21 protein-coding genes are annotated in these 26,392 nt (G+C 45.9%); 14 read left to right on the plus strand and 7 right to left on the minus strand.

Annotated elements, in window-relative coordinates:
• Positions 1–3: 3 nt before the first annotated feature.
• Positions 4–2,451 carry an acyl-CoA dehydrogenase FadE gene (fadE, locus tag FC652_RS03180; RefSeq protein ID WP_176297458.1) on the minus strand — a complete coding sequence of 816 codons (2,448 nt, stop codon included), beginning with the start codon at positions 2,449–2,451 and terminating at the stop codon, positions 4–6.
• Positions 2,452–2,792: 341 nt separating this feature from the next.
• Here fadE and lpcA point away from each other — a divergent pair, with 341 nt between their 5' ends.
• Together lpcA and FC652_RS03190 are read left to right on the plus strand one after the other, a co-directional pair.
• Positions 2,793–3,368 (plus strand): D-sedoheptulose 7-phosphate isomerase, encoded by a 576-nt coding sequence (gene lpcA, locus FC652_RS03185; RefSeq protein ID WP_011079797.1) that lies wholly within the window; start codon positions 2,793–2,795, stop codon positions 3,366–3,368.
• A 46-nt stretch (positions 3,369–3,414) separates the two neighbouring features.
• A complete protein-coding gene (locus FC652_RS03190) occupies positions 3,415–4,260 on the plus strand; it encodes a class II glutamine amidotransferase (RefSeq protein WP_176297459.1) in 846 nt (281 codons plus the stop codon).
• 85 nt (positions 4,261–4,345) lie between these two features.
• Here FC652_RS03190 and purN read toward each other — a convergent pair whose 3' ends face one another.
• Together purN and purM are read right to left on the minus strand one after the other, a co-directional pair.
• The gene (gene purN, locus FC652_RS03195) at positions 4,346–4,984 is read right to left on the minus strand and encodes a phosphoribosylglycinamide formyltransferase (protein WP_176297460.1); all 639 of its coding nucleotides are present in this window, start codon (positions 4,982–4,984) and stop codon (positions 4,346–4,348) included.
• 140 nt (positions 4,985–5,124) lie between these two features.
• Positions 5,125–6,165 (minus strand): phosphoribosylformylglycinamidine cyclo-ligase, encoded by a 1,041-nt coding sequence (purM, locus tag FC652_RS03200; RefSeq protein ID WP_176297461.1) that lies wholly within the window; start codon positions 6,163–6,165, stop codon positions 5,125–5,127.
• Between the two features lie 178 nt (positions 6,166–6,343).
• Between purM and upp the strand changes: the two genes are divergently transcribed.
• Positions 6,344–6,970 (plus strand): uracil phosphoribosyltransferase, encoded by a 627-nt coding sequence (gene upp / locus FC652_RS03205; RefSeq protein ID WP_038941276.1) that lies wholly within the window; start codon positions 6,344–6,346, stop codon positions 6,968–6,970.
• Positions 6,971–7,067: 97 nt separating this feature from the next.
• Here the strand turns inward: upp and FC652_RS03210 are convergent, their stop codons facing one another.
• Entirely contained in the window at positions 7,068–7,826 is a 759-nt protein-coding gene (locus FC652_RS03210; RefSeq protein ID WP_176297462.1) for a DUF1853 family protein, read from the minus strand.
• A gap of 82 nt (positions 7,827–7,908) precedes the next feature.
• Between FC652_RS03210 and FC652_RS03215 the strand changes: the two genes are divergently transcribed.
• A complete protein-coding gene (locus tag FC652_RS03215; protein WP_176297463.1) occupies positions 7,909–8,667 on the plus strand; it encodes a Nif3-like dinuclear metal center hexameric protein in 759 nt (252 codons plus the stop codon).
• Between the two features lie 76 nt (positions 8,668–8,743).
• On the opposite strand, the gene FC652_RS03220 is transcribed toward FC652_RS03215, so the two are convergent.
• Positions 8,744–10,033 carry a citrate synthase gene (locus FC652_RS03220; protein WP_130309083.1) on the minus strand — a complete coding sequence of 430 codons (1,290 nt, stop codon included), beginning with the start codon at positions 10,031–10,033 and terminating at the stop codon, positions 8,744–8,746.
• A 394-nt stretch (positions 10,034–10,427) separates the two neighbouring features.
• Between FC652_RS03220 and sdhC the strand changes: the two genes are divergently transcribed.
• The 8 genes from sdhC (at position 10,428) to sucD (ending at position 20,041) form a co-directional block, all read left to right on the plus strand.
• Positions 10,428–10,820 (plus strand): succinate dehydrogenase cytochrome b556 subunit, encoded by a 393-nt coding sequence (gene sdhC, locus FC652_RS03225; RefSeq protein ID WP_130309082.1) that lies wholly within the window; start codon positions 10,428–10,430, stop codon positions 10,818–10,820.
• The gene (gene sdhD / locus FC652_RS03230; RefSeq protein ID WP_011078277.1) at positions 10,814–11,158 is read left to right on the plus strand and encodes a succinate dehydrogenase, hydrophobic membrane anchor protein; all 345 of its coding nucleotides are present in this window, start codon (positions 10,814–10,816) and stop codon (positions 11,156–11,158) included. The genes sdhC and sdhD overlap by 7 nt, the downstream gene beginning before the upstream one ends.
• Positions 11,159–12,925, plus strand: a complete 1,767-nt coding sequence (gene sdhA / locus FC652_RS03235; RefSeq protein ID WP_080540478.1) for a succinate dehydrogenase flavoprotein subunit — start codon at positions 11,159–11,161, stop codon at positions 12,923–12,925.
• Positions 12,926–12,939: 14 nt separating this feature from the next.
• Complete coding sequence (locus tag FC652_RS03240) at positions 12,940–13,650, plus strand: succinate dehydrogenase iron-sulfur subunit (protein WP_176297464.1); 711 nt, start codon at positions 12,940–12,942, stop codon at positions 13,648–13,650.
• Between the two features lie 99 nt (positions 13,651–13,749).
• Positions 13,750–16,575, plus strand: a complete 2,826-nt coding sequence (sucA, locus tag FC652_RS03245; protein ID WP_176297465.1) for a 2-oxoglutarate dehydrogenase E1 component — start codon at positions 13,750–13,752, stop codon at positions 16,573–16,575.
• A gap of 28 nt (positions 16,576–16,603) precedes the next feature.
• On the plus strand, positions 16,604–17,812 hold the full coding sequence (odhB, locus tag FC652_RS03250; protein WP_176297466.1) for a 2-oxoglutarate dehydrogenase complex dihydrolipoyllysine-residue succinyltransferase: 1,209 nt from the start codon (positions 16,604–16,606) through the stop codon (positions 17,810–17,812).
• Positions 17,813–18,002: 190 nt separating this feature from the next.
• Entirely contained in the window at positions 18,003–19,169 is a 1,167-nt protein-coding gene (sucC, locus tag FC652_RS03255) for an ADP-forming succinate--CoA ligase subunit beta (RefSeq protein ID WP_176297467.1), read from the plus strand.
• Positions 19,169–20,041, plus strand: coding sequence for a succinate--CoA ligase subunit alpha (gene sucD, locus FC652_RS03260; protein ID WP_176297468.1), 873 nt, complete (start codon positions 19,169–19,171; stop codon positions 20,039–20,041). Before sucC ends, sucD begins: the two co-directional genes overlap by 1 nt.
• An 82-nt stretch (positions 20,042–20,123) precedes the next feature.
• Here sucD and znuB read toward each other — a convergent pair whose 3' ends face one another.
• Entirely contained in the window at positions 20,124–20,909 is a 786-nt protein-coding gene (gene znuB / locus FC652_RS03265) for a zinc ABC transporter permease subunit ZnuB (RefSeq protein ID WP_176297620.1), read from the minus strand.
• Complete coding sequence (gene znuC, locus FC652_RS03270) at positions 20,902–21,687, minus strand: zinc ABC transporter ATP-binding protein ZnuC (RefSeq protein WP_176297469.1); 786 nt, start codon at positions 21,685–21,687, stop codon at positions 20,902–20,904. The genes znuB and znuC overlap by 8 nt, the downstream gene beginning before the upstream one ends.
• An 81-nt stretch (positions 21,688–21,768) precedes the next feature.
• Between znuC and znuA the strand changes: the two genes are divergently transcribed.
• Complete coding sequence (gene znuA / locus FC652_RS03275) at positions 21,769–22,644, plus strand: zinc ABC transporter substrate-binding protein ZnuA (protein ID WP_176297470.1); 876 nt, start codon at positions 21,769–21,771, stop codon at positions 22,642–22,644.
• Between the two features lie 170 nt (positions 22,645–22,814).
• Complete coding sequence (locus FC652_RS03280; protein WP_176297471.1) at positions 22,815–26,204, plus strand: helix-turn-helix domain-containing protein; 3,390 nt, start codon at positions 22,815–22,817, stop codon at positions 26,202–26,204.
• Positions 26,205–26,392: the final 188 nt, after the last annotated feature.

Below are 26,392 nucleotides of genomic sequence, written 5' to 3' on the forward strand. Positions count from 1 at the left end.
GCCTTACGCAACGCTATCCATCACATCGGTATAAGACTTTTTTGCCGCTAAATGTTCTGGCTCAAAGTCATCAACATTGATGGTGTACAAACGATGTTGCTCCGCTTCTTTGAGCAAATCGGCTTCATCTTGAGAAATAATGCCTTGTGCTAGCCCCTCTTCAGCGATGGTATCCAAACGTAAGAATGGGCGGCGTTTACCTTGTGCTTTACACACTTTGTCAAACACAGGTTCTGCTTGCAAAATCACAGACAGTGCTAGCTCAATCTTGCCTGCGGCGTTGTGTTCTGTTGGTTGCAGATACTGATTGCGACCAATGCGGCTACGTGTCGCGCTTGGGGTTTGTAGTATGCGTGCAACTTGACTATCGATTTTGTCGCTTGGTGCTTTGCGCATACGGCCAAATGGCATGATCAAGACGCGCAAGGCTTTACCGATAATGGGGTTCGGGAAGTTGGCAAGAAACTCATCAATGGCCACTTCTGTTTGCTTCAAGCTGTCTTGCAAACCCCAGTGAACCAAAGGCAGGTCTTCGACAGGGCGGCCATCTTGTTCAAAGCGTTTTAAGGTCGCTGAGCTCAAGTAAAGCTGACTGAGGATATCGCCTAAGCGAGCTGATAGACGCTCACGACGCTTCAATGAGCCACCCAGCACGGCCATTGAAATGTCTGACAATAATGCCATGTTGGCGCTATAGCGATTGAGCTTCTGGTAGTAACGTTTGGTAGCGTCGTGCGTTGGGGCGTTCGAGCCAAAACCATCGGTCAAACCAAACCAAATGCTGCGCACAAGGTTGCTCATGGTAAAGCTGACATGACCAGCCAAGGCGGCATCGAACTGTTCTACCGCATCCGATTTGTCCGAGTAGGCGGCTTCCATCTCTTTTAGTACATAGGGATGGCAACGAATGGCGCCTTGACCATAGATGATCATTGAACGAGTGAGGATGTTTGCCCCTTCCACCGTGACGGCGATGGGTGAACCTTGGTAGCCACGAGCAAGGAAGTTGGAGGGACCAAGGCAAATGCCTTTACCACCGACGATATCCATTGCATCGATGATGCTGCGTTGGCCACGGTGAGTACAATGGTACTTCACAATCGCGGAGATGACTGATGGTTTCTCACCAAGGTCGATACCGGCAACGGTAAGGTTGCTTGCCGCATCCATCACATACGCGTTACCGCCCAAGCGTGCCAGCGCTTCTTCTACGCCTTCGAGATGGCCGATAGGTTGTTTAAATTGGCGACGAATGCGCGAATAAGCACCGGTTGCCAAAGCGGCGGTTTTGATGCCACCAGTGGCATTTGAAGGCAGGGTAATACCGCGACCAACAGAGAGACATTCAACCAGCATGCGCCAGCCTTGGCCTGCCATTTTTTGGCCACCAATAATGAAATCGATCGGTACGAAAATATCTTGGCCACGCGTTGGGCCATTCTGGAAGGGGACATTGAGAGGGAAATGACGGTTGCCGATTTCAACCCCTTTAATGTCTGTTGGGATAAGCGCACAAGTAATACCAAGATCTTCTTGTTCGCCGAGTAAGCCTTCAGGATCGCGAAGTTTGAAAGCAAGGCCCAAAACCGTTGCTACAGGGGCAAGGGTAATGTAGCGCTTGTTCCATGTTAGGCGCATGCCCAAGACTTCTTTGCCTTCCCATTCGCCTTTACACACCACACCGTCATCTGGAATAGAACCCGCATCCGAACCCGCTTCAGGGCTGGTGAGGGCAAAACAGGGGATCTCTTTACCTTCTGCAAGGCGAGGGAGATAGTAATTTTTTTGCTCTTCTGTACCGTAATGTTGCAAAAGCTCACCAGGACCCAAAGAGTTTGGTACGCCAACGGTCGAAGAAAGAACACCAGAGACACCAGTCAGTTTTTGCAGCACCAAAGATTGCGCGTAAGCAGAAAACTCAAGGCCACCGTATTTCTTCTTAATGATCATGGCGAAGAATTTGTGATCTTTGAGATATTGCCAAACTTCAGGAGGCAGATCGGCCAGTTCATGCGTCACTTGGTAATCGCTTACCATGGCACACACTTCATTTACCGGACCATCGAGGAAGGCTTGCTCTTCAGCAGAGAGTTTTGGTGCTGGAATGGCGTGCAGCTTTTTCCATTCTGGCTTGCCTTTGAAAAGCTCCGCTTCCCACCAAACGGTACCTGCATCCAACGCTTCTTTTTCCGTCTGAGACATGGCTGGAAGCACTTGCTTAAACAAGCCGAGCGCTTTTGCACTGATGAGCGATTGGCGTACAGAGGGCATCGCGAAAACGGCTAGCGCTAAGAAGTAGCTTAGCCAACCGATTGAGCCGACGTAACCGGAGAAAGTTAACAGCAGCATCGTGGCGGTCAACAAGGTGACGGATTTGACTAATGACATTCGATGATAGAGCGTCACGCCCAATATCAAGGTCATCGCGAGTAGGGAGAGCAAGATGTCCATATGTAGGTTCCTTTTCAGACAATTCGTTGTGTTATACGTCTGTGTTTTGGTAAGAGGTCAAACCAGTTGGCTTAAGTGTAATCAAAATATTAAAGAAATGTAAAACACAATTCTGAGTAAAAAGTGATCTGAGTAGAGTGAAAATTCTAAAATTGAGATTTCCATGGTGATTTCCTAAGCAGCTTCGGGCGATTCACTTTACAAATCCGCGAAATCTAAGGCTTCGGTGTCGACACTATTTCCTGTTTATGGGTAAACTCAGCGTATTGCTATGTTAGCTAGGCTGTCGCTCAGCAAACATCGACGTATAACGTGATAAACCAAGATAAAGAGAACATCGTATGTACCAAGATCTGATTAGAAATGAGTTAACTGAAGCTGCTGACGTACTAAATAAATTCCTAAGCGACGATCACAACATTGCGCAAATTGAAGCAGCAGCGAAAATGATTGCCGAGTCTTTTAAGCAAGATGGCAAAGTACTGTCTTGTGGTAACGGTGGTTCACACTGCGATGCGATGCATTTTGCTGAAGAGCTAACGGGCCGTTACCGTGAAAATCGTCCTGGTTACGCGGGTATTGCGATTTCAGATCCAAGCCATCTTTCTTGCGTCAGTAACGACTTTGGTTATGACTATGTATTCTCTCGCTACGTTGAAGCGGTCGGTCGTAAAGGCGATGTGCTGTTTGGTTTATCAACATCAGGCAATTCGGGCAACATTCTGAAAGCGATTGAAGCGGCGAAAGCTAAGGGCATGAAAACCATTGCGCTGACGGGTAAAGATGGCGGTAAAATGGCGGGTCTTGCGGATGTTGAAATCCGAGTACCACACTTTGGTTACGCAGACCGTATTCAAGAAGTGCATATTAAAATTATCCATATCATCATCCAATTGATTGAGAAAGAGATGGAGTAATCTGGTCGGGGCAGCCCGTATCGATTTGTTCAGGGAGTTTTGTTCGATGTGTGAATTGCTCGGCATGAGCGCCAATGTGCCAACAGACATCTGTTTTAGTTTTACTGGCTTGATGCAACGAGGCGGTAAAACCGGACCACATAGAGATGGTTGGGGCATCACTTTCTATGAAGGAAAGGGATTTAGAACCTTCAAAGACCCAAATCCAAGTTGTGAATCGAAGATTGCGGAGTTGGTGCAAAGTTATCCGATTAAAAGTTGTTCGGTGATCAGCCATATTCGCCAAGCGAATCGAGGTGGTGTTTCTTTAGAAAATACCCACCCATTCACTCGTGAGCTTTGGGGGCGATATTGGACATTTGCACACAATGGCCAACTCACTGACTATCAATCGTTGGATACCGGGCGACATCGTCCTGTTGGGCAAACGGACAGTGAAAAAGCGTTTTGCTGGCTAATAAATCAATTGGAACAGCGCTATCCTGATATTCCTCAGGATATGGAACAGGTGTTTGCTTACCTTGCCTCTTGCTGTGAAACCTTGCGAGATAAAGGGGTGTTCAACATGCTGCTCAGTGATGGCGAATATGTGATGACGTATTGTACCAACCACCTTTACTGGATCACACGTCGAGCACCTTTTGGCAACGCCGCGTTGCTGGATGAAGATGTTGAGATTAACTTTCAAGAAGAGACCACCCCTAACGACGTTGTCTCTGTGATTGCGACCCAGCCTCTTACCGGTAATGAAACTTGGCAGAGAATGAAGCCAGGGGAGTACGGTCTGTTTCACTTTGGCGAGCGAGTCAGCAGTAACGCATATTTATTACTCGATGTCCCGTTTGCAGCAGCAAAACCAAGCTGCCAAGCGCCAACGGAACCACTGGAATAAAACGGTATTGCGAGTTGGTATTGAAAATGGGTTGCGACAAGCAACCCATTTTTCTTTCGACGTCGAGTAACGACAATGAATCGCTCTACTCTGTAGCGTAACCAGCGCTGCCAAGTGGTTGGCCATCGAGATAGGCGACACCTTGTTGCATGACAAGCCGCTCTTCTGCCATCCACTTCACCACTAAGGGATAGATGCTGTGCTCTTGCGTTAACACACGCTCCGCTAGGCTTTGTGCGTCATCTTCTGCGAAAATAGGTACTTTCGCCTGTAAGATCACTGGGCCCCCATCTAATTCTTCCGTGACAAAATGCACACTGGTGCCGTGTTCACTGTCCCCGGCATCGATAGCGCGCTGGTGGGTATGAAGGCCGGGGTATTTAGGCAAGAGGGAAGGGTGTATATTGACCATTTTTCCTAAATAGTGACGTACAAATTCGCCACTCAGAATGCGCATGTAACCAGCCAGTACGACGATGTCGGGTTGGTATTCGTCCATCACTTTCATCAATTCACGATCAAAACTTTCTCTATCGGTAAACGCTTTGGGATCGATGTAATGAGCGGGTACCGAAAACTGTTTGGCTCGTTCAAGACCGTAAGCGTCGGCTTTGTTTGAGAAAACCGCACACACTTTGGCTCGGCTTGTATCACACTCGCATGCTTCAAGAATGGCTTGCAGGTTACTGCCGCTGCCGGAAATCAGTACCACAATTTTTTTCATAACCACTGTCCATTTACTGCTGGTTCTTAAGATCAATGTCTTGCAAAAATACCTGCTTTTTGCAGGGTTTTCAGTGTGCCAAATAGCAGAATGAGGACATAGCGTCCTCATTCTGATGAAGTTATTTTAGGCGTTGGCGCTTAGTTGATTTCAACTTGTTGCTCACCCACTTCAGCACTGGCGACAGAACCGATCATCCAAGCGTTCTCACCTTCTTGCTGGAGAAGTGCCACTGCAGCTTCTGCTTGATCTTGAGGTAGTGCCACAATCAAACCAACACCACAGTTGAATGTACGATACATTTCACGCGTAGCCACATTTCCTTTTTCCTGTAGCCACTGGAAAATGACCGGCCATTCCCAGCTCTTTCCATCGATCACCGCTTTGGTACCTTCTGGCAATACGCGTGGGATGTTTTCCCAGAAACCGCCGCCAGTGATGTGCGAAATCGCGTGAATGTCATGTTGTTCAATCATTTTGAGTGCAGACTTGATGTAAATTTTGGTTGGCTCAAGTAGGTGCTCACCAATAGTGCGGCCTGCAAGCTCCTCATTCTTGTCTGCGCCAGACACTTCGAGGATTTTACGCACTAATGAGTAACCGTTTGAATGTGGGCCACTTGAACCGACAGCGATCAATGCATCGCCTACCGCGACTTTAGTACCGTCGATAATGTCTTCTTTCTCTACCACACCGACACAGAAGCCTGCAACGTCGTAGTCTTCACCGTCGTACATGCCTGGCATTTCTGCGGTTTCACCGCCGATTAGCGCGCAACCAGCTTGGATACAACCTTCGGCAATGCCGGAAATAACATCCGCAGCCACATCAACATCCAGCTTGCCCGTTGCGTAGTAGTCTAGGAAAAATAAAGGCTCAGCACCTTGTACGATCAAATCGTTTACACACATAGCAACGAGATCAATACCAATGGTGTCATGCTTGTTCATATCCAGAGCTAAGCGCAGTTTCGTGCCCACGCCATCTGTACCAGAAACTAGAACAGGCTGTTTGTATTTCGTTGGCAATTCACAGAGTGCACCAAAGCCGCCAATGCCACCCATTACTTCAGGGCGACGTGTACGTTTTACAGAGCCTTTAATACGCTCAACGAGCGCGTTGCCTGCATCGATATCTACACCAGCGTCTTTATAGCTAAGAGAAGAGTTGTTACCACTCACGGGGAAGTCCTCGGTTTGAAGTTGGATATGAAAACGGCGCTATTCTATCAGGGCTGGAATATAAAGAGCAAACGTTTGCGCAAGTTTTTTTGTTGTGCAATGTAACGAGAAATTCTCTACGAAATCGTTTATAATCGGCAAGTTTATGTAAATTTTATCTATATTGCCGGAGATGGACATGAAAGTTGTTGAAGTAAAACACCCTCTTGTAAAACACAAAATTGGTTTGATGAGAGAAGGTGATATCAGCACTAAGCGTTTTCGTGAGCTAGCCACTGAAGTTGGTAGTCTTTTAACTTACGAAGCAACTTCAGATTTTGAAACGGAAAAAGTGACCATTGAAGGTTGGAATGGCCCAGTTGAAGTGGATCAAATCAAGGGCAAAAAAGTAACGGTTGTGCCAATCCTACGTGCTGGTTTAGGCATGATGGATGGCGTGCTTGAGCACATGCCAAGTGCGCGTATCAGTGTGGTAGGTATCTACCGTGATGAAGAAACATTAGAGCCAATCCCATACTTCAATAAGCTGGCTTCGAACATGGAAGAGCGTATTGCATTGGTGGTTGATCCAATGCTTGCAACTGGCGGCTCTATGATCGCAACGATCGATCTAATTAAAGAGAAAGGTTGTCAGCAAATCAAAGTATTGGTGTTGGTTGCAGCACCAGAAGGTATTGAAGCGCTGGAGAAAGCGCACCCAGATGTTGAACTGTACTGTGCAGCTATTGATGAAAAACTAAATGACAAGGGCTACATCGTCCCTGGTCTTGGTGATGCTGGTGATAAGATTTTCGGTACGAAGTAAACGTTATTGAGAGCATCAAACGAAGGGGCAGAAAATGCCCCTTTTTGCTTTGAATTATTAGCAACGTAAATACCATCCGATTTGTAACCATGATCCTTCAACTATTATTTGGCCAATCGTTGGGTACGATAAACCAAAATTGTCCGGTTTTACTCTGCGCATGCACAAATCGATCTTGTGGTACATCAAGCTGAGTTAAAAATTCAATTTCTCCCACGGCCCAATGGTGTTTCTCCAACGCATAGAGTGGTTCGTGTATCAGAGGCCATTGATGGGCAAAACACCAATACCCAGTTATCACCTGCGGATTGAGGCGATACCCCAAGCACTCTTGAGGGATGACTTGATCTAAAAAGGGATTAATGTAGAGCCGCCCTTGCATGAGAAGGTGTTTACTACAATGACGGTATTGTGGATACGATGCTAAGAATGCCTCGTTTGAGCTCATCTTCAACTGGTGATTGAGCATATGGTTCAACTTTTTGTCGAGGCGATCTTTCGCATTAGGACCGTACCACAAGCCGTCGTGCAATAAGTAGAACTTGATCGCCACCTCCCAGTGCTGGTAACTCGACTCCGCGGTATTACGCAACATAAAATCGATGGCGCCGAGTGTGCGCTGGTGATCTTTTAGCTGCAATTCTTCTTCAACGAAATCAATCGTCTTGGTGTTTTGAAATAGGGTGCTACATAGGTGTTGATATAAGAAGCCCAATCTCTTGTTACCTTGATAGGGTGGTAAGGCTGACGGCAGGGAGACATCGAGAGGCTGTAACTGAGCAAAAGGTGGTTTCAGTTCAAACAGAGAGGGTGAATGTAATATCCAGTGTAGAAAGCGCTGCTGTGATTCCATCATTGTGCTCGAGGTTGGATCCGATATTGTATTGCCGACAAGCTTGAGTATACACTTTGCGGGTAACTTAAGTCTGGAATCTAAGATGAACAACCTCGAACTAGAAAAAATCTTAAATGAGAAACTGGCCCCCCAGTTGATTAAAGATTACTGCCCAAATGGCCTGCAAATCGAAGGCAGTGAGACGATAAAAAAAATCATCACCGGTGTGACCGCCTCTCAAGCGTTAATCGATAAAGCGGTTGAGCTCAATGCCGATGCGCTGCTTGTGCACCATGGCTATTTTTGGAAAGGTGAAGCTGAGCCTATCCGTGGCATGAAAGGAAAGCGTGTCCGTACTCTGATCAAAAATGATCTCAACTTATTTGCCTATCACTTGCCTCTCGACATTCACCCAGAGCTTGGTAACAACGCTGAACTGGCACGTTTGCTTGAGATAGAAGTCGAGGGTGGTTTAGAAGGGCATCCTCAATCCGTAGCTATGTTTGGACGCCTCAAACAACCGCTTACAGGGGCTGAACTTACCCAAAAACTGACATCTGCGCTTCACCGCGAACCTTTGCACATTGCCCCAGAAAATCGCCATAAAATGATTGAAACGGTAGGTTGGTGTACTGGTGGTGGACAAGATTACATTGAGCTTGCTGCACAGCATGGCCTAGATGCTTTTATCTCTGGCGAAATTTCAGAGCGAACCACTTACAGTGCCCGAGAGTTAGATATTCATTACTATGCCGCTGGTCATCATGCTACTGAGCGTTACGGAATTAAGGCGCTTGGTGAATGGTTGGCACAACAACACCAATTGGATGTTGAATTTATTGATATCGATAATCCGGTATAGGCCCAATACCATAAAGCCACAAATAAAAAGGGTTGAGACCATGTCTCAACCCTTTTCAATTTTAACAGTGTACGTATTACTCGCGTTCGTGCATAGGTTGGAAATCGCGTTGAACTTCCCCTGTGTACAACTGACGAGGGCGACCGATACGGTTCAGTGGATCACTGTGCATTTCGTTCCAGTGTGCAATCCAACCGATAGTGCGCGAAATCGCGAAAATAACGGTAAACATTGACACCGGAATACCGATTGCTTTCAGAATGATGCCTGAGTAGAAATCAACGTTCGGGTACAGTTTCTTCGATACAAAGTACTCGTCTGAAAGAGCAATGCGCTCAAGTTCCATTGCAACATCAAGCAGTGGATCTTGAATGTTGAGCTCTTTAAGCACTTCATGACAGGTTTCACGCATGACGGTTGCGCGTGGATCGTAGTTCTTGTAAACACGGTGACCAAAGCCCATTAGACGGAATGGGTCATCCTTGTCTTTCGCACGATCCACATACTCAGGAATGTTATCGACTGAACCAATCTCTTCCAACATCTTCAGGCACGCTTCATTTGCGCCGCCATGAGCCGGACCCCAAAGCGATGCAATACCAGCTGCAATACAAGCAAATGGGTTTGCACCTGATGAGCCAGCCAAACGTACTGTTGAGGTTGACGCATTTTGTTCGTGGTCTGCGTGCAGGGTGAAGATTTTGTCCATCGCACGTGCAACGACAGGGTTAACTTCGTACTCTTCACATGGCGTAGCAAACATCATGTGCAGGAAGTTTTCTGCGTAGCTAAGGTCGTTGCGAGGATAAATAAATGGCTGACCTGTTGAGTATTTGTAACACATAGACGCTAGCGTTGGCATTTTAGACAACAGACGATAGGCGGTGATCTCACGATGCACATCGTTGTTGATGTCTAAAGAGTCATGGTAAAACGCTGCTAATGCGCCGACCACACCACACATAACGGCCATTGGGTGCGCGTCACGACGGAAACCATGGAAAAAGCTGGCAATCTGTTCGTGCACCATAGTGTGGCGAGTAACTGTTGTTTTGAACTTCTCGTATTGCTCACGAGTAGGGGCTTCACCGTAAAGTAGAATATAACAAACCTCTAAATAATCGGCATTGTTTGCAAGCTGATCAATAGGGTACCCACGGTGAAGAAGGATGCCTTTTCCGCCGTCGATGTATGTTATTTGCGATTCACAAGATGCAGTGGCAAGAAAACCTGGGTCAAAAGTGAAGTAGCCGTTAGCTCCTAGCTTACGAACGTCAATTACGGGAGTACCTAATGTACCTTCCATAATTGGCAGTTCGATCGGCGCCTTACCTTCAACGTGAAGGGTCGCTTTCTTATCTGCCATAACAATCTCCTTTGTTTATTATTTAATCCGTCCAGGATGTTTATGTGCCTTTTTTGTACTGGTGTTAAAGATTAAAGTCAATTCTTCTCCCTTTTTGTGTGCACTTGTTATTATTTTTTGCATTAAAATCGTTAAAAATCTGTTCTGTGTAGCATAATTTGTTACACCAATTGTATTAGAATGTTGCCAGTCGTATAGTGGCGCAGAAATTTTTGGTTAACTCCTTATAAATTCGGGGCTAGAAACAATAGTGAGGTGTTTTTTCTAGTCTTTATGTTAACAAGTTTTTTACAATTTAATGGAAGTATTTGCCGGTATTTTGTTAATTAAATGTTAACTTTTTGGGGTTGGAAACCAAAATTCGTTTATAACAATAAATGCTCAATGGAGCTGAGTGAGCAAGCCCGTGAAAGAAAGAAAGTCAAGACCTATTAATTTAGATTTACAGACCATTCGCTTTCCTATCACAGCAATCGCGTCCATCCTGCACCGTGTGTCAGGTGTGATTACGTTTGTTGCGGTGGGAATTTTGCTTTGGTTACTATCCATTTCTCTGTCATCCCCAGTAGGCTTTATGGAAGCGAGCGACATCGTCGATAGCTTCTTTGTGAAGTTTATTCTATGGGGCATTTTAACTGCGTTGGCATACCACATCGCTGGTGGTATTCGTCACCTGATGATGGACTTAGGCCATTTTGAAGAGCTTGAGTCTGGCGCAATGAGTGCCAAAGTTGCATTCGCTGCCACCGCTGTCTTATCACTATTGGCGGGGATATTGGTATGGTAAAACACGTTTCCTCTGTTGGTCGTAACGGTGTGCACGATTTCTTGTTGATTCGTGCAACGGCCATCATCATGACTCTTTACACCATTTATCTTGTTAGCTTCTGTGCATTCACAGATATCAACTATGCATCCTGGACTCAGTTTTTTGGTGGCACTTTTACTAAAGTCTTCACCATGCTTGCTCTCGCTTCTGTCCTGATTCATGCCTGGATTGGATTATGGCAAGTGCTGACTGACTACATCAAGTGCGCCAAATTGCGTGGCGGTTTACAACTGGGTGTGATCGCACTGCTGTTCGGGTATTTCTTCTCTGGTCTGTTTGTATTGTGGGGTGCATAAGTGTCTATTCCAGTCCGCGAATTTGATGCCGTAGTAATCGGCGCTGGTGGTGCAGGCATGCGTGCTGCACTACAAATTTCTGAGCAAGGCCTTTCTTGTGCATTGCTATCTAAAGTATTTCCAACACGCTCACACACTGTATCGGCTCAAGGTGGTATTACCGTTGCGCTAGGTAACTCGCACAAAGACGATTGGCAGTGGCATATGTATGACACCGTAAAAGGTTCTGACTACATTGGTGACCAAAACGCCATTGAATACATGTGTAAAAATGGTCCTGAGTCAGTGATCGAGCTTGAGAAAATGGGTCTGCCTTTCTCTCGTTTTGATAATGGCAGTATCTACCAACGCCCATTTGGTGGCCAGTCAAAAGAGTTTGGTGGCGAGCAAGCAGCGCGTACCGCTGCAGCGGCTGACCGTACTGGTCACGCACTGCTCCACACTTTGTATCAGCAGAACGTAAAACACAAAACCATGATCTTCTCTGAATGGTATGCACTTGACCTAGTGAAAAACCAAGATGGTGCGGTTGTGGGTTGTACAGCGGTATGCATGGAAACGGGTGAAATTTGCTACTTCAAGTCGAAAGCCACCATTTTGGCAACCGGTGGTGCTGGTCGTATTTACGCTTCAACAACCAACGCCCACATCAATACGGGTGATGGTGTCGGTATGGCACTGCGCGCTGGCGTCCCAATGCAAGACATGGAAATGTGGCAGTTCCACCCAACGGGTATCGCTGGTGCTGGTGTTCTTGTGACGGAAGGTTGTCGTGGTGAGGGCGGTTACCTTCTCAACAAAGATGGTGAGCGTTTCATGGAGCGTTATGCTCCTAATGCGAAAGATTTGGCTGGTCGTGACGTTGTTGCTCGTTCAATGATGATCGAAATCCGTGAAGGTCGTGGTTGCGATGGCCCTTGGGGTCCACACATTAAACTTAAGTTGGATCACCTTGGTAAAGATGTGCTGGAATCGCGTCTACCAGGTATCTGTGAGTTGTCGCGCACCTTTGCACACGTGGATCCAGTGAAAGAGCCAATCCCAGTTATCCCAACTTGTCACTACATGATGGGTGGTGTACCAACGCAAGTTTCTGGTCAAGCGATCAAACAAACTGCCGATGGCAAAGACGTCGAAGTTCAAGGTCTGTTTGCTTGTGGTGAAATCGCGTCCGTATCAGTTCATGGTGCAAACCGCCTTGGTGGTAACTCACTGCTTGACCTCGTGGTATTTGGTCGCGCAACAGGTCTTCACCTTGGTGAGACACTCGCAGCGCAGGCAGAAGCGCGTGATGCGTCAGCCTCGGACATTGAAGCATCACTTTCTCGCTACATGCGCTGGGAAAATAGCAAAGGTGGTGAGGATCCAGTTCAAATTCGTAAAGATCTACAGCGTTGCATGCAGAACAGCTTCTCGGTATTCCGTGAAGGTGACGCCATGGCAACAGGTCTAGAAGAGCTGAAAGTGATTCGTGAGCGCCTGAAAGATGCACATCTTTCTGACAAATCAACCGAGTTCAATACACAACGCATCGAGTGTCTAGAGCTAGACAACTTGATGGAAACAGCATTTTCAACTGCTGTGGCAGCGAACTATCGCACGGAAAGTCGCGGTGCTCACGCCCGCTTTGACTTCCCAGAACGTGACGATGAAAACTGGCTATGCCACTCTATCTACAACCCGGAAACGGAGCAAATGAGCAAGCGTGATGTCAATATGACGCCTGTTCATCGTGATGCGTTCCCACCAAAAGTACGTACATACTAAGGGAGGACTGAACTATGAAACTGAACTTCTCTGTATATCGTTACAATCCGGATGTAGATACCAAACCATACATGAAAGACTATGTGCTGGAAGTGGAAGATGGCTCTGACATGATGGTGTTGGATGCACTGATTCTACTCAAAGAGCAAGATGCTACGATCTCTTTCCGTCGTTCCTGTCGTGAAGGTGTGTGTGGATCAGATGGCCTAAACATGAATGGCAAAAATGGTTTGGCGTGTATAACACCGCTTTCTGCTTTAAAAGCAGACAAGATTGTTATTCGTCCATTACCAGGCTTACCAGTTGTTCGCGATCTTATCGTTGACATGACTCAGTTCTACGATAACTATGCAAAAGTTAAGCCTTTCTTGATTTCTGATGGCACATTGCCACCGTCACGAGAAAATTTACAGTCGCCAGATGATCGTGCACACCTAGATGGTTTGTACGAATGTATTATGTGTGCATGTTGTACGACCTCGTGCCCATCATTCTGGTGGAACCCGGACAAGTTTATTGGTCCAGCCGGCCTTCTTGCCGCGTATCGCTGGTTAATTGATAGCCGTGATACCGCGACGGATGAACGTCTGTCTAATCTTGATGATGCATTTAGCGTTTTTCGTTGCCACGGCATTATGAATTGTGTAAGTGTTTGTCCTAAGGGATTAAATCCTACCAAAGCCATCGGCCACATTAAGTCAATGCTGGTCAATCGTTCGGTGTAATTAACAACAAATTGCCGGTATGTTTTAACCAACCTACCGGCTCTATAGTAGCTCGGCGAAGACCGCAGCAAACGTGAAAACTACTGGTTAAGGGAAAATATGCACAACGGCGTGATGAAGGCATGGCTCGAGTCTTCACACTTGGCTGGCGCCAATGCAACTTACGTAGAAGATCTCTACGAACTGTATCTAAGTGACCCCGATCTGGTAAGTGAGGAGTGGAAACGTGTTTTTGAAGGCTTGCCGAAGCCAACAAAAGAAGTGGTAGAACAGCCACATTCACGCGTCCGTGACTACTTCCGACGACTAGCTCAAGAAACAAAGCATTATAGTGTCCAGGTAAGTGATCCTGATGTCGATGCTAAGCAAGTTAAGGTACTACAGCTGATCAACGCGTACCGCTTCCGCGGTCACGAAGCAGCTGAATTGGATCCACTCGGTCTATGGCAACGCCCTGTTGTGGCTGAGCTAGACCCAGCATTCCACAATCTCACCGAAGATGACTTCGAAGAAACATTCAACGTAGGTTCTTTTGCTGTTGGTCAAGAGACCATGCAACTTAAAGATATCTACACCGCACTTAAGAAAACCTATTGTGGTTCGATTGGTGCAGAATACATGCACATGACAGACACAGAGCAGAAGCGTTGGATTCAACAGCGTTTAGAATCTGTGGTTGGTCAACCTTCCTTTGATAAAGATGAAAAGCGTACATTTCTTGAAGAATTGACCGCAGCAGAAGGTCTTGAGCGCTACTTAGGCGCAAAATTCCCAGGTGCGAAGCGATTTTCACTAGAAGGTGGTGACGCAATGATCCCGATGATGAAAGAGTTAATTCGTCACGCGGGTCGTAGCGGGATGCGCGAAGTAGTTATCGGCATGGCGCACCGTGGCCGTCTCAACATGCTGGTTAACGTCTTGGGTAAAAAGCCGCAAGATCTGTTCGACGAATTTGCTGGCAAACATGGCGAAAGCTGGGGTACCGGTGACGTGAAATATCACCAAGGTTTCTCTGCGGACTTTGCAACACCAGGTGGTGACGTTCACCTAGCCCTTGCGTTTAACCCATCTCACTTAGAGATTGTTAACCCAGTGGTTATGGGGTCGGTGCGTGCGCGTCAAGATCGCTTGGGTGACGATGACGGCAGCAAAGTATTACCTATCACCATCCATGGTGACTCTGCAATTGCAGGCCAAGGCGTTGTTGCAGAAACCTTCAACATGTCTCAGGCTCGTGGCTTCTGCGTCGGTGGTACGGTACGCGTTGTCGTCAATAACCAAGTTGGTTTTACGACGTCTAACCCACGTGACACTCGCTCAACGATGTACTGTACTGATATCGCGAAGATGGTTCAGGCACCGATTTTCCACGTCAACGCAGATGACCCAGAAGCGGTTGCGTTCGTTACTCGCATTGCGTTGGACTACCGTAATGAGTTCAAACGTGACGTGGTGATTGACTTGGTTTGTTACCGTCGCCATGGACACAATGAAGCGGATGAGCCAAATGCAACTCAGCCGTTGATGTATCAGAAGATCAAGAAACACCCTACACCACGTAAGCTGTATGCTGATGTGTTGATCGATAAAAATGAATGCGACATCGAAACAGCGACACAGATGGTCAACGAGTACCGCGATGCATTAGACCATGGTGAAGTCGTTGTAAAAGAGTGGCGTCCAATGGCACTCCATTCTGTTGATTGGTCTCCGTATTTGGGTCATGAATGGGACATTCAGTGGGACAATAAATTCGACAAAACTCGCTTGGTCGAGTTGGGTAAGCGTTTGTGTCAATACCCTGAAAGTCACATGCTACATAGCCGAGTGAGCAAACTTTATAATGACCGTACGGCGATGACCGACGGTGAAAAAGAGCTCGATTGGGGGATGGCAGAGACATTAGCGTACGCAACGCTACTCGATGATGGTAAGCGCATTCGCATCTCTGGTCAGGATTCTGGTCGTGGTACCTTCTTCCATCGCCATGCTGTATTGCACAACCAAAATGATGCGAGTACTTACGTTCCTCTGGCCAATATTCATGATAAGCAAGGTCCTTTTGAGGTCTTCGACTCAGTTCTTTCCGAAGAAGCGGTACTTGCCTTCGAATATGGCTACGCAACGGCAGAGCCGAGTGGTTTAACGCTTTGGGAAGCGCAATTTGGTGACTTTGCCAACGGTGCGCAAGTGGTTATTGACCAGTTCATCTCTTCTGGTGAGCAGAAGTGGGCGCGACTATGTGGTTTAACCATGTTGTTGCCTCACGGTTATGAAGGTCAAGGCCCAGAGCATTCGTCAGCGCGTCTAGAACGTTACCTACAACTGTGTGCTGAGCAGAATATGCAAGTTGTTGTACCTTCAACCCCAGCGCAGGTTTATCACATGATTCGTCGCCAAGTGGTTCGCCCAATGCGTCGTCCTTTGATTGTGATGTCTCCGAAGTCTTTGCTTCGCCATCCATTGTGTACTTCAACGCTTGATGATTTGGCAGAAGGTACCTTTATGCCAGCGATTCCTGAAGTAGATACACTTGATGCTGCGAAAGTTAAGCGTGTCGTTTTCTGTTCCGGTAAGGTTTATTTTGACCTACTAGAGCAGCGTCGCAATAACGAGCAGGATGATGTTGCGATTGTACGTATTGAACAGCTTTACCCATTCCCAATGGAAGAGGTTAGAGCGGCAATCGCACCATATAGCAACGTTGAAGATTTTGTTTGGTGTCAGGAAGAGCCTCAAAACCAAGGTGCTTGGTACTGTAGCCAACATAACTTCCGCGCAGCAATTCCAGCAGGAGCAGACCTGAAATACGCTGGACGTCCAGCATCTGCTTCCCCTGCGGTTGGCTATATGTCGGTACACTTGAAACAGCAAAAAGCGCTGGTTGATGATGCGCTGAATGTAAACGAAAAAACTTCGGATTAAGAACTAGAAGTAAAAGGAAGAAACAGATATGACAATTGAAATTCTGGTTCCAGATTTACCTGAATCAGTGGCTGATGCAACAGTTGCAACATGGCACAAAAAACCAGGTGACAGAGTTGAGCGTGACGAAGTCCTTGTCGACATCGAAACGGACAAAGTAGTGTTAGAAGTGCCTGCTTCTGAAGCGGGTGTTTTAGAAGCGATCGTTGAAGGAGAAGGCGCGACAGTTCTTTCTAAGCAACTTATCGGTCGCATTAAGTTAGCGGCTGTGGCTGGTGAACCAACCACAGATACAACAGCTGAATCTGAGCCTTCTCCTGACAAACGTCACACCGCGAGTCTGTCTGAAGAGAGCAACGATGCATTAAGCCCAGCAGTACGCCGTCTCCTTGCAGAGCATGGTTTAGAGGCAAGCCAAGTGAAGGGCACGGGTGTTGGTGGTCGCATTACTCGCGAAGATATCGACGCGCACCTTGCGGCAGCTAAGAAATCCCCTGCTGTTGCGGAAGCTCCGGCCACCGTTGCTCCTGTTGTTGCACGCAGTGAAAAACGCGTTCCAATGACGCGTCTACGCAAAACCGTGGCTAACCGTTTGCTAGAAGCGAAAAACAGCACGGCGATGTTGACGACGTTTAACGAAGTCAACATGAAGCCAATCATGGATCTTCGTAAGCAGTATGGTGATCAGTTTGAAGCGCGTCATGGTATTCGTCTAGGCTTCATGTCTTTCTACGTGAAAGCGGTGACTGAAGCACTGAAGCGTTATCCTGAAATCAACGCATCGATCGATGGTGATGACATTGTTTACCACAACTATTTTGACATCAGTATGGCGGTTTCTACGCCACGTGGTCTAGTGACTCCAGTCCTAAAAGACTGCGACACGCTAGGTTTTGCGGATGTTGAAAAGGGCATCAAAGAGCTCGCCATCAAAGGTCGTGACGGAAAACTAACCGTTGACGAGCTAATTGGCGGCAACTTTACCATCACGAATGGTGGCGTATTTGGTTCATTGATGTCGACTCCAATCATCAACCCACCACAATCTGCGATTTTGGGTATGCATAAGATTCAAGATCGTCCGATGGCGGTAGATGGCAAAGTTGAAATTCTGCCAATGATGTACCTAGCACTGTCTTACGACCACCGCTTGATTGATGGTCGCGAGTCGGTTGGCTTCCTAGTGACCGTGAAAGAGTTACTGGAAGATCCAGCACGTCTGTTGTTAGACGTTTAATATCGCTAAAACGTCTAGTTGTCGTTGATGGCTAGACGTTAAAAATCCCTAAGGCTAGACTGGCTCAGCGTCTGGCCTTCACTTGAACTGTTAGCAGTTTATTTGAGAAGACCCTACAGGCGTCGCACTGTTAATCGTGACGTTATGGAAATAATAAATCCCTTAAGGGAAGAACAAACGGAATATCAAAATGAATTTGCATGAATACCAAGCCAAACAGCTGTTTGCAGAATTCGGTTTGCCGGTACCAGAAGGTTATGCTTGTGATACACCTCAAGAAGCATTTGAAGCTGCTGGCCGCATTAGCACCGCGAAGAAAGTTGTAAAATGTCAGGTTCACGCAGGTGGCCGCGGTAAAGCGGGCGGCGTAGAGCTTCATGATACGAAAGAAGGCGTGAAAGAGTTTGCACAAAAATGGCTTGGCAAAAACCTGGTAACTTATCAGACAGATGCGAATGGTCAGCCAGTAACAAAAATTTTGGTTGAAGAAGCGTCCAATATCGCCAACGAGCTATATTTGGGTGCTGTCGTTGACCGTGCAACACGTAAAGTCGTTTTCATGGCCTCAACGGAAGGCGGTGTGGAAATCGAAAAAGTTGCAGAAGAAACACCAGAACTGATTCACAAAGCGGCTATTGATCCACTGGTTGGCCCTCAGGCTTATCAAGGTCGTGAGCTTGCATTTAAACTTGGTCTACAAGGCGATCAAATTAAGCAGTTTGTGAAAATCTTCATGGGTTTGGGTGACATGTTCACTCAATACGATCTCGCTCTTCTTGAAATCAACCCACTTGTGATTACTGGTGAAGGCAACCTACTTTGTCTAGATGGTAAGATCAACATCGACTCAAATGCGCTTTACCGCCAACCTAAACTGCGTGAAATGCACGATCCTTCGCAAGAAGATAAGCGTGAAGCTCATGCGGCGCAGTGGGAACTGAACTACGTAGCACTTGATGGTAACGTCGGCTGTATGGTGAACGGTGCAGGCCTTGCAATGGGTACTATGGATATCGTAAACCTACACGGTGGCAAACCAGCCAACTTCTTGGATGTAGGTGGCGGCGCGACAAAAGAGCGTGTAGCAGAGGCATTCAAGATCATCCTTTCTGATGACAATGTAAAAGCCGTTTTGGTGAACATCTTTGGTGGTATTGTTCGTTGTGACATGATCGCAGAAGGTATCATCGGCGCGGTAAAAGAAGTTGGTGTAAGCGTACCCGTTGTTGTACGCCTTGAAGGTACTAATGCGGATCTTGGCCGCAAAGTACTGGCAGAGTCAGGTTTGGATATCATTGCAGCAGAATCACTAACAGATGCTGCTCAGAAAGTAGTTGCTGCGGCGGAGGGCAAATAATGTCTGTATTAATTAACAAAGACACCAAAGTAATCTGTCAGGGTTTCACAGGCGGTCAAGGTACTTTCCACTCAGAGCAAGCGCTGGCTTATGGCACGCAAATGGTTGGTGGTGTTTCTCCTGGTAAAGGTGGTCAAACACATTTAGGTCTACCTGTGTTCAACACTGTTCGCGAAGCGGTAGAAGCAACGGGCGCAACAGCAACAGTTATCTACGTTCCAGCTCCTTTCTGTAAAGATGCCATTTTGGAAGCAATCGATGCGGGTATCGAACTTATTGTAACCATCACAGAGGGCATTCCGACGACGGATATGATCGATGTGAAAGTGAAACTTGAGCAGACTGGCGTTCGTATGATTGGTCCAAACTGTCCAGGCGTTATCACTCCTGATGAGTGTAAGATCGGCATCATGCCAGGTCATATCCATAAGAAAGGTAAAGTGGGTATCGTTTCACGCTCAGGTACTTTAACGTACGAAGCCGTTAAACAAACCACGGATGAAGGTTTCGGTCAGTCTACGTGTGTTGGTATCGGTGGCGACCCAATCCCAGGCTCTAACTTCATCGATATTCTAAAATTGTTCCAAGAAGACCCAGAAACGGAAGCGATCGTGATGATCGGTGAAATAGGCGGTACGGCAGAAGAAGAAGCGGCAGCGTTCATTAAAGATAACGTTACTAAGCCAGTGGTCTCTTACATCGCTGGTGTAACTGCGCCTCCGGGTAAACGTATGGGCCATGCTGGTGCTATCATTTCTGGTGGTAAAGGGACTGCGGATGAGAAGTTTGCAGCACTTGAATCTGCTGGTGTGAAAACCGTTAAGTCTTTGGCTGACATTGGTCAAGCACTTCGCGAAGTGACGGGTTGGTAATAGACAACAGCGTCATCCGTCCAAGTAAAAGCCGAGCAATCAATGCTCGGCTTTTTCATTGTAGTTTACTTGTTCTGTCACTTTAGCTTGTTTGCGGCTTTAGTTGAGCCAGCATAAAGATAGCGGTTGCGCTAATGACCACTGAGGGGCCTGCCGGGGTATCGAAATGCCATGAAAGCGTTAGGCCGGAGAGCACTGCGATGGCACCAATGATAGAGGCAAAGAGTGCCATCTGTTCTGGTGAATGTGCAAAACGTCGAGCAGCGGCAGCGGGAATAATCAGCAATGAAGTCATGATAAGAGCCCCAACAAACTTCATACCGACAGCAATAACAATCCCTACCATCAGCATCAGTATTAAACGAATCAAGTCAATGTTAATACCCTCAACCGCAGCCAGCTCTTCGTTCACTGTCGATGATAGTAGCGGACGCCAAAATAGGTAAAGCGTCAAAGCAACGGCCGCGACTCCAGCGTAAATAAACATCAAATCTTGTAATGAAACGGCAAGCAAATCACCAAAAAGGTAGCTCATTAAATCAACGCGTACGTTGTCCAAAAAGCTAACCGCGACTAAACCAATAGACAATGAGCTGTGTGCTAAGATGCCAAGCAAGGTATCGGCAGCGACAAGCTGCTGCTTTTGCAATGTAACAAGAATTACTGCCAGTGCGAGACAGCAAACAATCAAAGCTAAATACAAATTGACGTCAAGTAAGAAACCAAGCGCAAGTCCCATCAAAGAGGCATGCGCCAAAGTGTCGCCAAAATAGGCCATTTTACGCCAAACAACGAACGAGCCAAGTGGACCCGCGATAATCGCAATGCCCAGACCCGCTAAAATAGAAGGCAATAGAAACTCAATCATGATGATGTCCGTGATGATGATGGCTACACTGCGTTGCATCACCAGAGACAGGTAGACCTGCCAAATCATGGTGATGTTGATCGTGCTGATGGTGATAAATAGCGAGCGAATCACGCGCTGCACTACCAAACATCGCAATATAAGAGGGGTGCTTTGTAATATCCTCAGGCGTACCAGAGCAACAAATGTGGTGCTGAAGACAAATCACATCATCAGTTTTTGCCATCACCAAATGCAAGTCATGCGACACCATAAATACAGCGCATTCAAAACGATGTCGGATGCTTTCAATTAGATCGTAGAGATCAATTTGTCCTTGAATGTCGACGCCTTGAGCGGGTTCATCAAGTACAAGTAAGTCTGGCCGTTGCAAAAGCGCGCGAGCCAACAGCACGCGCTGAGTCTCACCGCCAGAGAGTTTGTGCATGTTGGATTTATATAGGTGCTCGGCACCAACAAGTCGGAGTGCTTCCATGGTTTCTTGCTGGCTATATTTACCAGATAGATTGAGAAAACGGATAACATTAAGTGGCAGCGTGTCATTAAGCTTCAGTTTTTGAGGTACATAACCAATGGTAAGTTTTGGGCGACGGATGACGTCCCCTGAGCTTGGCTTAAGTAATCCGATCAAAACTTTCACTAAGGTAGATTTTCCGGCACCATTTGGGCCAATTAGGGTGGTGATTTTGCCTTTGTGCAAATCCAAGCTAATACTGTCTAAAACTTTCTTATCGTCAAAGGTGACCGAAAGCGCCTTTAGGCTAATTAACGCTGACATGAATAGAACTCATTTGCAATTGGTGAGTGTTATAATGTAACATTTTATCCTGTTGAACGCTACTACTCATCTCGGAGAACTATGATTCGTTTTTTATTGATCAGCTTGATGCTGATGTTGCCATTCCGTGCAATGGCTATTGAAGTACTTACTAGTATCAAACCGCTTCAGCTAATGGTCAATGAACTGATGCTAGGCGTCGATGAGCCTTTGCTTTTGGTATCGAGTAACGCATCACCACATGATTACGCTTTGAAACCCTCAGACGTTAAGAAAATCAGACAAGCTGATTTGGTTATTTGGTTTGGTCAAGATTTAGAACCTTTTTTGACTAAGCTGGTAGAAACGCAACCCAATGTACTGACGATCAGCGATATTCAGGATTTGCCACTACGTGAGTATGAGGAGGGTCATGCCCACGATGGACACGACCACGGCAGTTTCGATCCGCACTTTTGGATGGGGATTAATATTGTTGAGCAGATAGCACCACAAATCACTCAACGTTTGATTGAGATCGATGCAGAGAACACACAACAGTATCAAGCCAATTTAGCCAGCTTCCTTCAGCGACTGACTGTGACGGATGAACAACTTAGAACCCGTTTGTCGTCAGTGAAGAGCGCAGGATATTTCGTCTTTCATGATGCTTATGGCTACTTTGAGCAGCACTACCAATTGAATAATTTAGGCTACTTTACCGTGAGCCCAGAACGAAAGCCTGGAGCAAAAACATTGATTCAAATAAGAAACAGACTTGCTCAAGGCGATGTTAAGTGTGTTTTTGCTGAACCACAATTTACCCCAGCTGTTATTGAAAGTGTGCTAAGAGGCAGCGATGTGAAGAAAGGATTGCTTGATCCTATTGGTAGCGAAATAAGTCTAGCGCCCGGAAGCTATTTTGAATTTCTGTTAGGAATGGGAGATAGTTTTTTTCAATGTTTATCGGTCAAATAATGTGTAAAAGTTATTGCTTAACGTGATCTAGCAATAAAATTTGCAACCGCCAGCAAGTTGATATTTTTATCATACACCAATTTAGCTATGATATTTAGCGGCCCAAAATATTGCTCAAGTAAGCACCAAATAAAATTCTCGGGTCATTATTGATAGAAAGGATATTTAACTTGCTGCGCATCCTAGCCCTTATCATTTTGTTAGGGCTTTTACCTCCATTCAAAGCTTGGGCGTTGGATGGTGACTCTGCCATATTTTATCCACTGCCTGGACAAGAGCAGGGGACGTTTGTGGCTGCAAAAAATCTCTTTGTCGGCAGTGATGGTGGCCTTTGGATCCATGATGTTCACGGAAAAGTGCAGTATTTTGACGGCAATACGATTCTACCCAAGAGAGGCAGTTTATTAGAGTTTCCTTCCGAACAAGTTGCTTTCTATCAAGGCAGTTTCTGGACTTTTGTTGAAAATGAAGTCTTCCAAACGTTCCCTAACCAACCCCGTCAACTTGCATTTAGTTTGAATCCTGGTTCAGAGATTCGACGCATAGGCAGTTCTGATGGCTATATTTGGGTGAGTGATGGGGTTAACTTCTATTCTTTCGATATTGAACGCAAAGATATGGAGACCATCTCTTTACTTTCTCTCTATCAGAATAACCAAAGTAGTTACGTCTATATTAACGATGCTAAGCGTGTTGTAAGTAAATGGATTTTGGGCACCACAGCAGGCGCTTATCTTTCTCAAGGCGATCAATTTACTCATATCAAAGCTTCATCAAAACATTTTGTTTCTAAGCTCTACTTTTCTTCGACACGAAGAGAACTGTTGGTAGGTTCTTTGAATGGCGCTGTCTTGATAGATATCTTAAAACCAGGTCAGGAAAATGTTGTCATTGGTGATTCACATGTTTTGTCGATGGTTGAAACCGATCAAGAGTATTGGATTGGTACTGAACATGGTTTGTATAGCTATTCGTTTTTGACCGGAAAAATAGTCAAAGTCCGCTCTAGTGGCCCTCAAGATCTCAATCTCGAAAATAGAAAAATCTATTCACTGGTCAATGATGAACAAGGTGGCATCTGGATAGCAACCAATCGCGGTATTTTGTACTACTCGATATTTAGCCGAAAGTTTGAACGGATGAGTAACGTTAACAAGCAGGCAAATCGCCTAAACGGTGTTATAAAAAAGATGGCTTATGACGCCGACGGTACGCTTTGGTTCATAGATTCAGAAAATCTCTACCGTGTCGTTAATGGAGAAAATACTTTTACGCGCGTCCGTTTACCTATCAACGTCCTGGACTTCGCGATCTCTTCACAAACTATCTGGATAGCTTCCGATAATGGGATCTATTTGTATGACAGTAACCAATTTAAGCTCAGTGCGTACGACTTACCAAGTTACCTCAAAGGAAAACAGATTGATTATGTATCTGTAGGCGAGGGAGGAAAGGTGTGGCTAAGTTCTGGTTATCGGCTCTTCTCTATTGATGTTCCGAAGGACGAATTTCGTGATTATGGTGATAAATGGATAGTTAGTCACAACCTACCCGCTCGTGTATTAGGATTAGAAGTTGATCAAACGGTACCTTTGATTATTAGAACTGATCACGGGGCTTATGTATTGCAGGACGATAAAATTCGTTTCGAGAGGAATACACAAGCGTTGGGAGAAAGTATTGATATTGCTGAAGCCAAAGATGGTGCCTTATGGTTTGCGGGCACGCACGGTATTTACCGCAAGTCTCCATCAGATAAGGCATTGGGCGAATTGGCGCTGCCACAAGAGAATGTCAAGCCGATTTGTTTGATCTCTGATGTAGATGGAATGTGGATGGTGAGTTCCATCGGTTTGAGCTTTTACAATGTTGCTGGCGAGCTACGTAAACACTTTGGTTTTCGTTCTGGCATTATGAGCAATGAGTTTATCGAAGGTGCTTGCACTTCCTCTGCTGCGCTTGACTTAAAGGACTCTATATTGGTTTTGGGGTCTAAGTTTGGGTTGGTCTTCGCGAATCGTAACGATTTGATGGTCTCAAAGCTTCCTGAACCGAAAGTTGTGGTAAGTATGGTGAGCGTTGATGATCAAATTACAAGAGTTGGGCAGCCATCATGGGATTTGGAGCCAATTGACTACGGTTCTTCTATTACTTTTGTAGTCGGTGTCATGCCCAATGCTTACGGGCAAATCTTGCATTATCGATTAAATCAAGAACGCTGGGTCGTCGCTGAAGCAGGACAAATCTCTTTTGAACACTTAGCTGCTGGAGATTATGTACTCAGTGTGAAAGCTGGAGTTGAAGATGAAAAGACAACCAAAATTGCTTTTTCAGTGAAGCATCCTTGGTATCAAACCACTTTAGCTATGATTGTTTTTGCTCTGCTTTTTATCGCCGTCGGAACATTGATTGTTTATTGGCGTTCTCGTTACGTTAGTAAACAAAATAAAGAGTTAATGGCTTTAGTCGCTCTGAAAACAAATCAACTGCGTCATCAAAGCCGGATTTTACTGACTAGCAATCAACAGCTCCGCAAACAGATTGAGGTGCGTAATTTGCTCGTTGATAACGCAGCTTCATCTTTGCGTCAAAGTATTAACTTCTTATTTCGGCAGTTACCACAGCCCCTAGATATGGAAAGCCATCAATGTCAGACCAAGATTACTATGCAACTAGATGAGCTTGATGGCTCTCCTGAACATGTGGTTGAAGGGCAATCACAAAATTACAATGTGAATCAAGTTGTTAAATCGGTCATAGATGCATGGCAAGATGACTTCAAAAAACTCAGTATTCAAGTGAGACTGACCGGATTTGAACAAGAACATCGGATTGCGCTCGAAAGGTTCAATCTTGATATCATTTTTAATACCATTTTTGCTAGTGTTCTCAAGCGATCTTATCGTGGTCAAGAGTTAATTATTATCCTGAGCGAACAAAGTGAGTTTATAGAGGTATCATTCATCGACTTCGGTCAGTCATGTACTGCTTGTATTGGCAGCAAAGCTCCCGATAGTAAAGAGTGGGCGATGATGGATAGTGATGTTGAAAAATTACCCTTCTTAGTTGAAGAAAGTGGTGGACACGTCAGCCTGTTCAGCGGTGAAGAGAGAAACAAGATAGAAATTTTGTGGCCTAAAGCACTGGATAATCTCAGTCAAATTATGCCGCTAAAGCAACGAGATAACTCAATAAACAACGTTGAATCGCTCGATGTACTTTCTCCAGAGCAAAGTTGGCTGCTGAAAGTAGAATCATTAGTACAGCAACATTATACCAATCCAGACTTTGGGACAGCGATGGCTGCAAAAATGCTGTTTGTTTCGGAACGCAGTTTACAAAGGCGTTTCAAATCGGTCAGCTCCCGTACCTTTACTGAGTTCCTTACTGAAGTCCGATTGGAAAAAGCGTGTGAAAGCCTTCTCGCAGGTCATAAGGTCATTGATGTCGCCTTTGCCACAGGTTTTAATGACCCTTCTTATTTTAGCCAACGCTTTAAGTTGTACTTTGGCATATCACCGTCTAAGTTTGTCAACGACGCACACGAGACAGAATCGTAACATAAGTTAAGTATTTACTACCCCAGCCATTCAACGGTTGCCTTTCCTGCATCACGTTTCCCCTTGGTGCTAGCCTAAACACCATAGATAACATTTACAGCAGCTGTTTGCATTTTTATGTTGTCGCGAAGAAAGTCCCTCATCGTACACGCTCAACTCAGTACAATCGAAGAGTTTGTTGAATGCTT

The organism is Vibrio sp. 05-20-BW147 (assembly GCF_013369385.1).
In the GTDB taxonomy this organism is placed as follows: Bacteria; Pseudomonadota; Gammaproteobacteria; order Enterobacterales; family Vibrionaceae; genus Vibrio; species Vibrio floridensis.